Source organism: Neisseria gonorrhoeae (assembly GCF_003315235.1).
Lineage (GTDB): Bacteria > Pseudomonadota > Gammaproteobacteria > Burkholderiales > Neisseriaceae > Neisseria > Neisseria gonorrhoeae.
The window spans coordinates 107,598-121,706 of the sequence record NZ_QNRU01000002.1 but is presented as its reverse complement, the minus strand read 5'-3'; the positions used below and the strand labels follow the sequence as shown (position 1 = coordinate 121,706).

Annotated in this window: 14 protein-coding genes; 1 reads left to right on the top strand and 13 read right to left on the bottom strand. The window is 54.0% G+C overall.

What is annotated here, in order from left to right:
* Positions 1-68 precede the first annotated feature (68 nt).
* Positions 69-1,460 (bottom strand): alanine/glycine:cation symporter family protein, encoded by a 1,392-nt coding sequence (locus DFR77_RS01635; protein ID WP_003690317.1) that lies wholly within the window; start codon positions 1,458-1,460, stop codon positions 69-71.
* Positions 1,461-1,665: 205 nt separating this feature from the next.
* Between DFR77_RS01635 and DFR77_RS14480 the strand changes: the two genes are divergently transcribed.
* Entirely contained in the window at positions 1,666-1,806 is a 141-nt protein-coding gene (locus DFR77_RS14480; protein ID WP_004466956.1) for a hypothetical protein, read from the top strand.
* 116 nt (positions 1,807-1,922) lie between these two features.
* Here DFR77_RS14480 and lpxA read toward each other — a convergent pair whose 3' ends face one another.
* The 12 genes from lpxA to DFR77_RS01570 form a co-directional block, all read right to left on the bottom strand.
* Positions 1,923-2,699, bottom strand: a complete 777-nt coding sequence (gene lpxA / locus DFR77_RS01630; RefSeq protein WP_003694319.1) for an acyl-ACP--UDP-N-acetylglucosamine O-acyltransferase — start codon at positions 2,697-2,699, stop codon at positions 1,923-1,925.
* A 42-nt stretch (positions 2,700-2,741) separates the two neighbouring features.
* Positions 2,742-3,428 carry an Abi family protein gene (locus DFR77_RS01625; protein ID WP_003694317.1) on the bottom strand — a complete coding sequence of 229 codons (687 nt, stop codon included), beginning with the start codon at positions 3,426-3,428 and terminating at the stop codon, positions 2,742-2,744.
* 207 nt (positions 3,429-3,635) lie between these two features.
* Positions 3,636-4,085 carry a 3-hydroxyacyl-ACP dehydratase FabZ gene (fabZ, locus tag DFR77_RS01620; RefSeq protein WP_002231544.1) on the bottom strand — a complete coding sequence of 150 codons (450 nt, stop codon included), beginning with the start codon at positions 4,083-4,085 and terminating at the stop codon, positions 3,636-3,638.
* Positions 4,086-4,120: 35 nt separating this feature from the next.
* Positions 4,121-5,164 carry a UDP-3-O-(3-hydroxymyristoyl)glucosamine N-acyltransferase gene (gene lpxD, locus DFR77_RS01615; RefSeq protein ID WP_003696182.1) on the bottom strand — a complete coding sequence of 348 codons (1,044 nt, stop codon included), beginning with the start codon at positions 5,162-5,164 and terminating at the stop codon, positions 4,121-4,123.
* A 32-nt stretch (positions 5,165-5,196) separates the two neighbouring features.
* Positions 5,197-5,697 carry an OmpH/Skp family outer membrane protein gene (locus DFR77_RS01610; RefSeq protein WP_003690035.1) on the bottom strand — a complete coding sequence of 167 codons (501 nt, stop codon included), beginning with the start codon at positions 5,695-5,697 and terminating at the stop codon, positions 5,197-5,199.
* Between the two features lie 65 nt (positions 5,698-5,762).
* Positions 5,763-8,141, bottom strand: coding sequence for an outer membrane protein assembly factor BamA (gene bamA / locus DFR77_RS01605; RefSeq protein WP_003694311.1), 2,379 nt, complete (start codon positions 8,139-8,141; stop codon positions 5,763-5,765).
* 56 nt (positions 8,142-8,197) lie between these two features.
* Complete coding sequence (rseP, locus tag DFR77_RS01600; RefSeq protein ID WP_003690033.1) at positions 8,198-9,538, bottom strand: RIP metalloprotease RseP; 1,341 nt, start codon at positions 9,536-9,538, stop codon at positions 8,198-8,200.
* A 34-nt stretch (positions 9,539-9,572) separates the two neighbouring features.
* Entirely contained in the window at positions 9,573-10,808 is a 1,236-nt protein-coding gene (ispC, locus tag DFR77_RS01590) for a 1-deoxy-D-xylulose-5-phosphate reductoisomerase (RefSeq protein WP_003705301.1), read from the bottom strand.
* Positions 10,809-10,812: 4 nt separating this feature from the next.
* Positions 10,813-11,610 carry a phosphatidate cytidylyltransferase gene (locus tag DFR77_RS01585; protein WP_003690029.1) on the bottom strand — a complete coding sequence of 266 codons (798 nt, stop codon included), beginning with the start codon at positions 11,608-11,610 and terminating at the stop codon, positions 10,813-10,815.
* A 2-nt stretch (positions 11,611-11,612) separates the two neighbouring features.
* On the bottom strand, positions 11,613-12,359 hold the full coding sequence (gene uppS / locus DFR77_RS01580) for an undecaprenyl pyrophosphate synthase (protein ID WP_003690027.1): 747 nt from the start codon (positions 12,357-12,359) through the stop codon (positions 11,613-11,615).
* A 55-nt stretch (positions 12,360-12,414) separates the two neighbouring features.
* Positions 12,415-12,972 carry a ribosome recycling factor gene (gene frr, locus DFR77_RS01575; RefSeq protein ID WP_003698993.1) on the bottom strand — a complete coding sequence of 186 codons (558 nt, stop codon included), beginning with the start codon at positions 12,970-12,972 and terminating at the stop codon, positions 12,415-12,417.
* Positions 12,973-13,113: 141 nt separating this feature from the next.
* Complete coding sequence (locus DFR77_RS01570; protein ID WP_003690024.1) at positions 13,114-14,106, bottom strand: DNA cytosine methyltransferase; 993 nt, start codon at positions 14,104-14,106, stop codon at positions 13,114-13,116.
* Positions 14,107-14,109 lie beyond the last annotated feature (3 nt).

Below are 14,109 nucleotides of genomic sequence, written 5' to 3'. Positions count from 1 at the left end.
CCGGCTTTTTCAAAACAGGCTTAATATGCCGTGCCGTCTGAATATTCGGATTCAGACGGTCTCGGATATTAATGCGGCAATTCGCCGTTTGTGATTTTTTGTTTGAAGTCGCGTGTTTCATTGACGATGACTTTCGCCATCAACAAAAGCGCAGTCAGGTTGGGCAATGCCATCAAGCCGTTGAATGTATCCGAAGCCAGCCATACCAAATCAAGGCTCAACACGGTACCCGGCATGACGGAAGAAACATAACCGACGCGGTACAAAGCGGCAAACTTCTCGCCGAAGACGTAAACCGCGCATTTCTCGCCGTAATAACACCAGCCGAGAATGGTTGAGTAGGCAAAGAAAATCAGGCCGATGGTCACAATCCAGCCGCCGATGCCGGGCAGCATTTTTTGGAAAGTGACGGTTGTCAGCGCCGCGCCGCTCAATTCAGGTTTCACAAACTCGCCGCCTGCGCCGAGCAGACCCATGACCAACACGATACCGGTAATCGAGCAGACAACAATGGTGTCCAAAAAAGTACCGGTCATGGAAACCAAAGCCTGACGAACGGGGTGGTCGGTTTTCGCGGCTGCGGCGGCAATAGGCGCAGAACCCATACCCGCCTCATTGGAGAACACGCCGCGCGCCACGCCGTAGCGGATGACCGTACCGATAGCGCCGCCTGCTACGGCCTGCGCGCTGAACGCATCGGAGAAAATCAGCTTGACGGCAGGCATCAGTGCATCGGAATTAATGACGATAATGGAAAGACCGCCCAACACATAAAACACCGCCATAGCAGGCACGATGAAAGAAGCGGCTTTGGCGATGCCTTTAATACCACCTAAAACGACAACGGCAGTCAGAACGGTCAACGTAATGCCGGTATAGGCAGGTTCGATACCGAAGCTGGTTTGCACAGCCTGTGCAACCGAGTTGGACTGCACCGAGCTGCCGATACCGAAGGAAGCGAATGTGCCGAACAGCGCAAATGCAACGGCCATCCATTTCCAGTTTTTGCCCAAGCCTTTTTCGATGTAATACATCGGGCCGCCGGACATTTCGCCTTTGGAATTGTTGACGCGGTATTTCACCGCCAACACGCCTTCGCCGTATTTGGTGGCCATGCCGAAAATAGCGGTCATCCACATCCAAAATACCGCGCCCGGGCCGCCGGTTACCACTGCAGTCGCCACGCCGGCGATGTTACCCGTACCGATGGTGGCGGACAGCGCGGTCATCAACGCCGCAAAATGGGAAATATCGCCTTCGTGGCCTGCGCCGCCTTCATACTTCTTTGACGGCACAAACGCCTGTTTCAGCGCATAGCCCAACATAGTGAACTGCAAGCCTTTCAGCATAACGGTCAGCACAATGCCGGTGCCGACCAGCAGCATCAACATAACAGATCCCCAAACCCAGCTGCTGACGGTTTCGAAAAAGGCTTTGAGATTGTCTAAAAATACTTGCATGGCTTTCTCCTTTGTCTGTTTTATTTTTAAAACACCACTTTTGTAGTGTCCGGTAATTTCAGCACAGAATATTCAATAAGACAATATGTTCTTTTGAAAAATACTTTTGGTTTTTTCACCGAAGACAGGCCGGTTCAAGCTGCGGAAATTGTTTGCAATTATTTAAAAGCAGAGGCGGAGGTCACAATGAAATGTCCGAATGGGGATGTGGCGGGCGGCAGAAATCATCAATGCTGCCGACTGCCATACTTTTGAAATCTATAGTGGTTTAAATTTAAACCGGTACGGCGTTGCCTCGCCTTGCCGTACTTCTTGTACTGTCTGCGGCTTCGTCGCCTTGTCCTGATTTAAATTTAAACCACTATACAAAATGATGCATCGATCAAACAACATACCGCTTTAAAAAAAACCGATGCCGTCTGAAACGCTTTCGGGGTTTCAGACGGCATTGAAAGGGTGCGGTCAGCGGATGATGCCGCGCGTCGATTGTGCGAAGAAGTCTTGAAATACGGCAAGCTCGGCTTGGGTTTCGGCGCGGCGGAGAATGTCCGCCTTGGCTTCTTCAAACGGAATGCCGCGATGGTAGAGGGTTTTGTATACGTCTTTGACGGCGGAAATCTGTTCTGCGGTAAAACCGTTGCGGCGCATACCTTCGCTGTTTAGGCCGGCCGGTTCGGCGCGGTAGCCCGATGCCATAAAGTAGGGCGGCACGTCTTTGTGTACGCCTGCGGCGAAGGCGGTCATGGCGTAGTCGCCGATGCGGCAGAATTGGAAGACCAGCGTGTAGCCGCCCAAAACGACGTAGTCGCCGACGGTAACGTGTCCGGCAAGCGAGGCGTTGTTGGCGAAAATGGTGTGGTTGCCGACCACGCAGTCGTGCGCGAGGTGGCAGTACGCCATAATCCAGTTGTCGTCGCCGATACGGGTTTCGCCGATGCCGGTTACCGTGCCTAAATTAAAGGTGGTGAATTCGCGGATGGTGTTGCCGTTGCCGATAATCAGCTTGGTCGGCTCGTCGCGGTATTTTTTGTCCTGCGGAATTTCGCCGAGGCTGGCAAATTGGAAAATGCGGTTGTTTTCGCCGATGGTGGTGTGGCCGTTGATGACGGCGTGCGGACCGATTTCTGTATTCGCACCGATTTGGACGTTGGGGCCGATGACGGTGTACGCGCCGACTTTGACGCCGGAGTCGAGTTCGGCTTTGGGGTCGATGACGGCGGTCGGGTGGATGAGGGTCATGTTTTGAATACTCCGCTGCTTGTTAAGACAAATAATAGAAAATCACAGTTTGTCGATTTCATCGCAGACCGCAATCACTTGATCGCTAAAATGGCTAAATACTGAAGCAGTATCTACATCCATGTAATTAAGCAGTTCAAAAATAGATTGGTAAATATTTCTAGCGTAGCCGGTATCTTTTATTGCACCTTTAAAACTAAAACAAATCGGTTCGTGATGTGCCAAACGATTACGGAAATTGTTAATATTGGAAAGTTCTCGAAAAATCCATTTTTGGTTATATTGCACACTTGGTGTAGATTTGGGCTTTTTTGGAAAAACTTTCATCAATACTTTTCCTGCAGCATCAAATTGAGCATCTTTCCCTCCCGCAAACAGATACCGCCAAAAACCGAATCCTAGTCCTGCAACCAATTGGTTGTGGTCAAACTTTCCTCCGCTATTATTTTGTATTTTAGATAATGCAACCTTGATTAATTCAGCAGATTCTTTCGTACCATTTCTTAAAAAGCAACCTTGATATTTCAATGCAGGATTCGTTTGTGGTTGTATGCTATCATATAACCGGTTTCTGTCTTTAAACTCCTGCCGAAAGCAAATATCAATTTTGTTTCTTAAAACGATCTCAAATATAGAAACAACATGAAAAAGTTCTCTTGATAAAGATAAATTCAATAAATACAATTCAGCTGCTTTGTCTTTCCTAACGGCATTTTTATACCGTTCCATTCTGAAATCAGAAAAAATACTACAGCATTCCTTATAATTCACGCTAACCCTTGATTCTTTATTTTTAAATTGACGTTTCAAACTATATTTGATATAGTTAGATAAAACTAATCCCCACCGTGTCCCTGGGTTTGAATAAACCTAAACCGGTGGGTTTTCTTTTTATTTAGGTCGTCTGAAACTTTCAGACGACCTTTTTCCGAACGCTCAAACCACGCGTTTGGCGCACATAATCACGGCTTCGACGGCGACTTGTCCGTCCACTTTGGCAACGGCGTTGAATTTGCCGATGCCGCGCCGGCTGGTCAGGAGTTCGACTTCAAAGACGAGTTGGTCGCCGGGGATGACTTGGCGTTTGAAACGGGCTTCGTCTATGCCGGCGAAGAAGAAAAATTCGTTTTCCTTGCGCCCGCCTTCGCTCAAAATCGCCAACGTGCCGCACGCCTGCGCCATCGCTTCGATGATGAGTACGCCGGGCATAACGGGCAGGTCGGGGAAATGGCCTTGGAATTGGGGTTCGTTTATGGTTACGTTTTTGATGGCGGTCAGGGTTTTCATCGGCTCGAAGGCGGTAATGCGGTCGAGCTGGAGAAACGGGTAGCGGTGGGGGATGAGTTTTTGGATGTCTTTGGCTTCGATGGGGAGTTGTACGTCCATGTCTGTCGTATTCCTTGAATAAAGTCGGTTTGGATTTATTGCGTGTCTTTGCTGTCTGAAAGCTGCTGTTCCAGCGTTTTGAGGCGTTTGTTCATTTCGCTTAAGCGGTGGATGTAAACGGCGTTGCGCGCCCATTCTTTATGGGTGGACATCGGGAAGATGCCGGCGATGTGTTTGCCGCTTTCGGTAATGCTGTGGGTAACGGACGTGCCGCCGCCGATGGTGGTTTTGTCGGCGATTTCGATGTGTCCGACCGTGCCGACTCCGCCGCCGATGATGCAGTAGCTGCCTATGGTTACGCTGCCTGAGATGCCCGTTTTGGCGGCGATGACGGTGTGCGAACCGATTTTGCAGTTGTGTCCGATTTGGACTTGGTTGTCGATTTTGGTGCCGTTGCCGACGGTGGTGTCGCTCATCGCGCCGCGGTCGATGTTGGTGTTCGAGCCGATTTCTACGTCGTCGCCCAGCGTTACCGCGCCGGTTTGCGGGATTTTGAACCACGAATCGCCGGCGAAGGCGAGTCCGAAACCGTCCGCGCCGATGACCGCGCCGCTGTGGATTTCGACGTGTCTGCCGAGTGTGCAGCCGTAATAAACGACGGCGTTGGGATGCAGGACGACTTCGTCGCCCAGTTTGCAATCGTGTTGGACGACGGCGTTTGCCAAGATGCGGCAGCCTTCGCCGAGCACGGTGTTCGCGCCGATGTAGGCGTTCGCGCCGATTTCACAGCTTGCGGGAACGGTCGCGCCCGGTTCGACGACGGCGGTCGGATGGATGCCGCCGCGCGCTTTGACGACGGGTGAAAACAGGCGCGCGACTTTGGCGAAATAGAGATAGGGATCGTCGGCGACAATCAGGTTGCGCCCTTCAAATCCGTCTGCTGCTTTGGCGGAAACGATGATCGCGCCCGCGCTGCTGTCGTGGACTTCGGCTTTGTATTTCGGATTGGCGAGGAAGCTGATGTGTTCCGCCTGCGCGTCTGCGAGCGGGCGCACGGCGGTAACGGAAATGTCCTCGCCGCGCCATTCGCCGCCGAGCCGCGCGGTGATTTGGGACAGGGTGCAGGTGGCCGGAATCATGGTTTTCCTGTTTGGTATGCCGTCTGAAAGGGTCAGCGGGCGTTCATTTCTTTAATGACGCTGTCGGTAACGTCGTATTGGGTGTTGACGTAAATCACGTCCTGCAAAATGACATCGTAACCTTCCTGTTTGGCGATTTTGACGATGACGCGGTTGGCGTTTTGCTGGAGGGAGGCAAACTCTTCGTTGCGGCGGAGGTTGTAGTCTTCTTCAAACTGCGCCTGTTTTTTGCGGAACGCTTCGACCAGCCCGCGCCATTTTTCTTCGGCTTGCGCCTTTTTTGCGTCCTTAAGTTTGCCGCCGGCGAGCTGCCTTTCCAAATCCAAGCCTTCGCGTTGCAGTTTTTGCAATTCGTCCTGACGGGCGGAAAATTCGCCGTCCAGCGTTTTTTGGATGTTGCGCGCCTGCTTGGATTCGAGGTAGATGCGCTCGGTGTTGATAAAGCCGATTTTTTGGAAGGTGTCGGCGTGCGTGCCTGTGGTGCAGCATAAACCGATCAGGGTGGCGGCAAACGCGCGGGTCAAACGGATCATGGTAAAACTCCTTCGGATGTTGCCGCGAAATGCCGTCTGAAGGGCTTCAGACGGCATTTGCGGGATTAGAACGTCGTGCCGAGCTGGAATTGGAAGCGTTGGATTTCGTCTTCCGGTTTTTTCTTCAGCGGGTAGGCGTAGCTGAATTTCATCGGGCCCAAAGGCGAGAGCCAGGTAACCGCGCCGCCGGCGGAATAGCGCAATTCGTTGGTAAAGGTGGATTTATGCGCGTTTTCCGAGTAAACCGATTTGTTGTTACCGTTTTCGGCGGCGGTATAGGTTCTGCCGTCCCACACGCTGCCTGCGTCGGCAAACAGGCTCAGGCGGACGGTGCGTGCGTCTTTCGCCCCGGGCATCGGGAAGAGCAGCTCGGCGGAGACGTTGGCTTTTTTGTTGCCGCCGTAGCTGATTTTTTCGCCGTATTCGTCATACACTTTCGGGCCGAGCGTGCCGCTTTCGTAGCCGCGCACCGAACCCAGGCCGCCGCCGTAGAAGTTTTCAAAGAAGGGGATTTCTTTGGTTCTGCCGTAGCCGCCCGCAATGCCGACTTCGCCGCCGAGCATCAGCGTGAAGGTTTTGCTTAAGGGGAAGAACCAGGTTTGGTTGTGGGTGGCGGAGTAGTATTGCAGTTTGCTGCCGGGCAGGGCGATTTCGGCATTTACGCCGGTCAGGTAGCCGCGCGTCGGCCATAAGGCGCTGTCGGTCTTGTTGCGCCCCCAGCCGACGGTGCCTTTGTACAGCAGGCCTTTGAAGCTGCCGTCTGCGCCGTCGGTTTTGCCGTATTGTTTGATAAAGTCGGCATAGCGTTTGGGTGCTTTGTTGTAGGTGTTGACGGTCAGGTGTTCCGCCGCCAGCCCGAAATTGACGCGGTCGTATTCGGTAACGGGGATACCCATCCTTACGCCGCCGCCGGCGGTGGTGGTTTTATATTGTTTGACGCTGGTCGATGCTTTGCGCGGGTCGAAGGCTTTTCCGTAAATATCGTAGCCCAGGCTGACCCCGTCTGCCGTGAAGTACGGGTCGGTAAACGACAGCGAGCCGTTGAGCGTGGTTTTGCTTCGCGAGGCGCGCAGGGCGGCCGACTTGCCCGTACCGAACAGGTTGTCCTGCGATACGCCGGCGGACATGACCAAGCCGGTATCCTGAACCCAGCCCGCGCTCAAGTCGAGCGAGCCGGTGGAGCGTTCGGTCAGGCTCATGTTCAAATCGACTTTGTCGGGCGTGCCGGCAAGCGGGACGGCATCAAACTGTACGTTGTCGAAGTAGCCCAAAAGCTCGACGCGCTCTTTGGAACGTTGCAGCTTGGAGGTGTCGTAAGGCGCGGATTCCATTTGGCGCAATTCGCGGCGGACGACTTCGTCGCGGGTTTTGTTGTTGCCGGTGATGTGGATTTCGTTGACGTAGATTTTCCGGCCCGGTTCGATGTGCAGGACGAAATCGACGGTTTTGGTTCCGGCGTTCGGCAGCGGCTGTACGCTGATTTCGCTGTATGCGTAGCCTGCCGAGCCCATGCGGTTCTGAATCTCACCCAAAACGGCGGTCATCTGCTGGCGTTCGTACCATTTGCCGGGCTTCATGGTCAGCAGTTTTTCCAGTTCGGCCTTGGGGACTTCGTTGGTGTCGCCTTCAATCGACACTTTGCCCCAGCGGAAACGTCCGCCTTCGTGGACGGTGATTTTGATGGTCTGCTTGGTTTTGTCTTCGTTGGTTTGGATGTCGGTATCGAGGATACGGAAATCGAAGTAGCCGTTGTTCTGGTAGAAGTCGGTTACTTTTTCCATGTCTTGGGCGAATTTCTGGCGGTCGAACCGGTCGCTTCGTGTCAGCCATGTCCAAATGCCGCCTTCGGTCAGCGACATCTGCCGCATCAGTTTGCGGTCGGAATAGACTTGGTTGCCTTCAAATTCGATGTCGGTGATTTTGGCGGATTTGCCCTCGTCAATCGTGATGTCGATGTCGACGCGGTTGCGGGCGAGTTTGGTTACTTTGGGCGTGATTTGGATATTGAGTTTGCCGCGCCCGAGGTATTCTTCTTTCAGGCCGGCGACTGCCTGGTTGAGTGTCGCCTGATTAAAGTATTGCGACTGCGCCAGCCCGAACGATTCGAGGTTTTTCTTGATGGCGTCGTTTTGCAGCATTTTGGCGCCGGTGATGTTGAGCGAGCCGATGGTGGGGCGTTCGATAACGGTCAGCAGAAGCTGCCCGTCCGCAGTTTCGACTCGTACGTCGTCAAAGAAACCGGTGGCGTACAGGCTTTTGATGATGGCACTGCCGTGTGTGTCGTTGTAGGTGTCGCCGACTTTGACGGGCAGGTAGTTGAATACGGTGCTCGGCTCGGTACGCTGCAAGCCTTCGACACGGATGTCTTGGATGGTGAAGTCGGCAAATGCCAAAGGCGATATGCCCAACATCATCAGTGCGGAGGCAATCTGTTTCAGTTTCATCGTAAGTTCCTTGTGGTGCGGAATGCGGTTTCAGACTGCATTCCGAAACGTAAAATCTAACCGATCAGCCGGGTAACGTCGTTGAAGAAGGCGGCCGCCATCATCAGCATCATCAGGGCGAGCCCGAAGCGCAAACCGATGTTTTGGACACGTTCGCCCAAAGGTTTGCCGCGTATCCATTCGACAGTATAAAACACGAGGTGCCCGCCGTCCAAAACGGGGACGGGCAGCAGGTTCAGCACGCCGAGGCTGATGCTGACCAACGCTAAAAATTCCAAATAACTTTGCAAGCCGAGTTCGGCGGACTGTCCGGCAATGTCGGCAATGGTCAGCGGCCCGGAAATATGGCTGACAGAGGCGTTGCCGCTGATTAGTTTGCCGAAAAATTTGAGGGTTGTCCACGAGTGGGAAACGGTTTTTTCCCAGCCCATGCCGAATGCGCGGACAACAGACGGACGGTAGCTGCGGCGGATTTGCGCGTCCCACGCCCTGTCCGGCTGCGGACGGAGGCCGACGCGCCCGATCAGGGTGTGGTCGGGCTGTTCGACAGTATCGGGGCGGATGTCGGCGGTATGGGTTTGTCCGGCGCGTTCGTAGGTCAGGGTGATTTTTTTGCCCGGGCTTTGGCGGGTCAGGTTTGCCCATTCCTGCCATGAGGCGATGGGTTTGCCGTCGGCGGCAGTCAGCCTGTCGCCCGGTTTCAGGCCTGCTTTTTCGGCGGGGCTGCCTTTTTCCACGCCGCCGGCAACGGTTGTGATTTTAAAGGGCATCAGTCCGATGTAGCCTTGGTTTTTTGCGATTTTACCGGCTTCCGGCGTGCCTGCGGCATCGATGGTGCGGACGGTTTGCGCGCCCGATGCCGTCTGAACGCCGACGGCGACTTTGCCGGCTTCGAGGTTGAGGACGATTTCGGTTTGCGCGCTGCTCCAGTCTTGGACGGAAACGCCGTTGACGGATTGTATTTTGTCGCCGCTTTGGAAGCCGGTGCGGGCGGCAATGGTGTCGGGTTCGACTGTGCCGACATAGGGCCGCAGTTCGGTTACGCCGAAGGAAAAGCTCAGTCCGTACAGCAAAACCGCCAGTGCGAGGTTGGTCAGCGGACCGGCGGCGACGATGGCGATGCGCTTGGCGGGGTGTTGTTTGTCAAAAGCGTAGGGTAAATCGGCTTCTGATACTTCGCCTTCGCGCGTATCGACCATTTTGACGTAGCCGCCCAACGGAATCGGGGCGAGGCACCATTCGGTGTCGCCGCGCTTTCGGGTGAAAAACGGTTTGCCGAAGCCGACGGAAAAACGCACAACCTTGACGCCGCACAACCTGGCGACGATGTAGTGTCCGAATTCGTGCAGGCTGACCAAAATCAGGATGGCGAAGATAAAAGCTAGAAGGGTTTGCAAATGGTTTTCCTTTGATAACGGTGTTCGGACGGTATCAGCGCAGTGTGCCGATAAATGCCCGCGCTTGTGCGCGTGTCCGGGCATCTTGCGCCAACAGTCCTTCTATATCGCCCATGCCGTTTGAAAAGTCTTGTGCAAGACAGTGGGCGACGGTTTTGGCAATGTCGGTAAACTTAATCTGTCCGTCCAAAAAGGCGGCGACGGCGGTTTCGTTGGCGGCGTTCAATACGCAGGGCGCGGCTCCGCCTGCGTTTATGGTTTCATAGGCGAACTTCAGGCAGGGGAAGCGGCCGAAGTCGGGCTTTTGGAAGGTCAGCGCGGACAATGCGCCGAAATCGAGTTTGCCGACACCCGAATCGATGCGCTCGGGCAAGCCCAAACAATAGGCGATGGGCGTTCGCATATCGGGATTGCCCAGTTGCGCCAGCACGGAGCCGTCGCGGTAGCGCACCATACTGTGTATCACGGATTGGGGATGGATGACGACTTCGAGTTTGTCGGGCGGACAGTTGAACAGCCAATGCGCTTCAATCAGTTCCAAGCCCTTGTTTGCCATAGTGGCTGAATCGACGGAGATTTTGCGCCCCATACGCCAATTGGGGTGTTTGACCGCCTGCTCGGGCGTAATGCTGTCGAACGTGCTTAAATCGGTTGTTAAAAACGGGCCGCCGGAAGCGGTCAGGATAATCGAATCGATGCCGTGTTCGTTCAGACGGTCTGTGTAATCGCGCGGCAAAACTTGGAAAATGGCGTTGTGTTCGCTGTCGACGGGCAACACTGCCGCGCCGTTTGCGCGGGCGGTTTCCATAAACAACGCGCCGGAAACCACCAGCGTTTCTTTGTTTGCCAGATAAATGGTTTTGCCTTTTTGCGCCGCTGCGAGCGCGGAAGGCAGCCCCGCCGCCCCGACGATGGCGCACATGACGCCGCTGACTTCGTCGGCAGACGCAACGGCAACCAATGCCTGCGCGCCGTGTAAAACCTGAGTCGCCGTGCCGTCGCGTTTCAACAGGGCTTCAAGCCGGGCGGCGTGTTCGGCATCGGCAACGACGGCATATTCGGGGCGGAACGTTTGACATTGAGCCGCCAGTTTCTCGACCTGCTTATGCCCTGCCAGCGCGAATACGCGGAATTTTTCGGGATGGCGGGAGACAACGTCCAGCGTGCTTTCGCCTATGCTGCCGGTACTGCCTAATATGGTCAGGACTTGTGGTGTCATAATGAGGATAACTTTATACCGGATGCCGTCTGAAGCGTTTTCAGACGGCATAGAATCAATTTAAAACCGACATTATCGCCGCATAGACGCTGATAACGGCAATCAGGCTGTCGGTACGGTCGAACACGCCGCCGTGTCCGGGCAGCAGGTTGCTGCTGTCTTTGATGCCTGCCGCGCGCTTGAGCCAGCTTTCCAACAGGTCGCCGCATACGCTGACAACGGTCAACACCAAACCGATTAACACGGTATCGAACCAGCCTGTATCGAATGCCAGCCAGCCGGCACTTCGTACGGCAGTCATGTACACTGCCACGCAAACCGCACCGCCGATTGCGCCTTCCCAGCTCTTGCCGGGGCTGATTGCCGGTGCGATTTTGTGTTTGCCGAGCGCCTTGCCGCTGAAATACGCGCAAACGTCGGCAACCCAGACCAAACCCATCACGGCGAGCAGCGGCAGGGCATCATCGGGATGCGGGCGCAGGGATACGAGCGCGAACCAAAACGGCATGAGCAAAAGCCAGCCGACGGCATAAACCTGCCAACCGCCGTTGAGCCTCCATTTGAATCTCAACCACAAAGGCATAACGGCGAGCCAAAATGCCAAAACAACATACCAAACCAAATTAGGCAGCATCCAGCCGCCCGCATAGGCAACTACGCCGAAAACCAAGGTTGCGGCGAGGTAATGGTTGGTTTCGGTTTTGCACAAACCGGCCATACGGGCATACTCCCACAAGGCGGTCAGGGCAATCAGCCCGCAAAATGCAGCCCACAGCCATTGCGGCGCGTAAAACAGCATGCCCAGCATCAGCGGCAGCAGCCACATAGCGGTTATTACCCGTTGTTTCAGCATATTCAGTTCCTTTGCTGTCCGATAGGCAGTTGCTCGGAAGTGCGTCCGAACCGCCGTTCGCGTTTTTGGAACGAAGCGACGGCGGCATCTAAGGCGGTTTCGTCGAAATCGGGCCACAGGATGTCGGTGAAATACAGTTCTGCATACGCCATCTGCCAGAGCAGGAAATTGCTGATGCGCGTTTCTCCGCCCGTGCGGATGAACAAATCCGGTTCCGGCGCGTCGCCCAGCATCAAGTGTTTGGCCAGCGTGTCTTCCGTAATCTCGGATACGCCTTCGGCAATCAGTTTGTTTGCCGCCTGCAAAATATCCCAGCGGCCGCCGTAATCCGCAGCAATGCTCAGGGTCAGACCGGTATTATTTGCCGTCAAGGCTTCCGCCTCTTCGATACCTTGCAGAATCTGCCGATTAAAGCGTTCGCGGCTGCCCAATATTTTCAGGCGCATATTGTTTTCGTGCAGGCGGCGTACCTGTTTTTGCAAAGCCTGTAAAAACAGCCCCATCAGGAACGAAACTTCGTCTTCGGGGCGACGCCAGTTTTCGGTTGAAAAGGCAAACACGGTCAGATATTGCACGCCCAGTTTGGCGCAATGCTTCACCATATTTTCCAACGCGTCCAAGCCGCGTTTGTGTCCCATTATACGCGGGAGAAAACGTTTTTTCGCCCAACGGCCGTTGCCGTCCATAATTACGGCGATGTGCCTCGGGATGGCGGTGTGTTCCAAAATGGTCTGCGTGCTGCTCTTCATATCTGCCTTTCGCGGTTCGGCGTTCAAATGCCGTCTGAACGCCGCGCCGTGAGATTTAAACCGCCATCAGGTCTTCTTCTTTGGCAGCCAAAACCTTATCGGCTTCGGCAATGTACTTGTCGGTCAGTTTTTGAACCGCCTCTTCGCCGCGACGTGCCTCGTCTTCGGAAATTTCTTTGTCTTTGAGGAGTTTTTTGATGTGGTCGTTGGCATCGCGGCGCACGTTGCGGATAGAGACGCGTCCTTCTTCCGCCTCGCCGCGCACGACTTTAATCAGGTTTTTGCGGCGTTCCTCGGTCAGCATGGGCATCGGCACGCGGATCAAATCGCCGACAGCTGCCGGGTTCAGTCCCAAGTTTGAATCGCGGATGGCTTTCTCGACTTTGGCCGCCATATTGCCCTCAAACGGTTTCACGCCGATGGTGCGCGCGTCCAAAAGGGTTACGTTGGCAACCTGGCTGACGGGGACCATGCTGCCCCAGTATTCGACTTCCACTTGGTCGAGCAGGCCGGTATGCGCGCGGCCGGTACGCACTTTCGCCAGATTTTCTTTCAGTACTTCGACCGAACGCTGCATCTTGCCTTCGGCTGTTTTTTGAATATCGTTGATCATATTGTTCTTTCGGTAAGATAAGGTAGGCGGGCAGCCGTTCGAACGCGCTCCAAGCCGTTCAGACGGCATAAAGACCGTTAACTGCGAATAGTACCGTTATTCGGGCATGACGACAAGGCAGATGCCTGTAGGAAGGGTGTTTCACCTTTCTAGGGTTTTTTTAATTGCCGCTGCAATTTCGTAGGCAAGGTTGACGGGGACGGCGTTGCCAATCATTTTGTATGCGTCGTTGACATTTTGATAGATGAATTTGAAGTTGTCGGGAAAGCCTTGGATTCTTGCGACTTCGCGTACCGTCATCCTCCGATATAGTGTTTCTTTGCCGGCAGCAAAACGGTAGTCGTTTGCCCCGTGCTTTTCCATCTTTGGGGCTTGCGGGTGCAGTTGGCACTGCCTGCCTGAAGCTTGGACGGTAAAACCCTGTTCATCCCACGCTTTAACTCGGTTCCGGCTCATAAAAATAGGGGAAAAACTGCCGGTAAAATATTCGTTGTTGTTGACTGCGTCGGGGTTGGTCTTGTTTTGCGGGGCGGAAGGTACGGCTGTGTCCTGCAAATCCCAAATAACGTCTTTCAATGTAATCTTGTCTTTGTCTTCGACCGTCGAACCTTTTGGAAAAGAAAATTTTATTTCCAAGTCTTTACGGAAACCGATGTAGAAGACCCTTTTGCGTTCCTGTGCTACACCGTAGTCTTTGGCGTTGGCCATAGTCAAGGTTACGTCGTATCCGCATCCGTCAAACATTTTCAGCAGGTTTTGTACGGCTCCGTTGTGGCGGTTTGCCAGCATTCCGCTGACGTTTTCCGCTAAAAAGAATTTTGGCTGTTTGCTTTTCAAAATACGGATGTAGTCGAAAAACAACTGTCCGCGCGCATCGTCGATGCCGCGCAAAGCTCCCGCTTCAGACCAAGACTGGCAGGGTGGGCCGCCGATAATCCCGTCGATTTCTTCAGGGAAATCTTCTTCTTTAATCTTGCGTATATCGCCTTCTATCAAATGGGTCTTTGGATGGTTTGCCTTGAAGGTTGCCCAAATGGTTTTATCGTATTCGTTGGCGGCGGGGATTTCAAATCCCGCTTTTTCGAAACCCAAATCCAAACCGCCGCAACCGCTAAACAAACTAATGATTTTCATAGG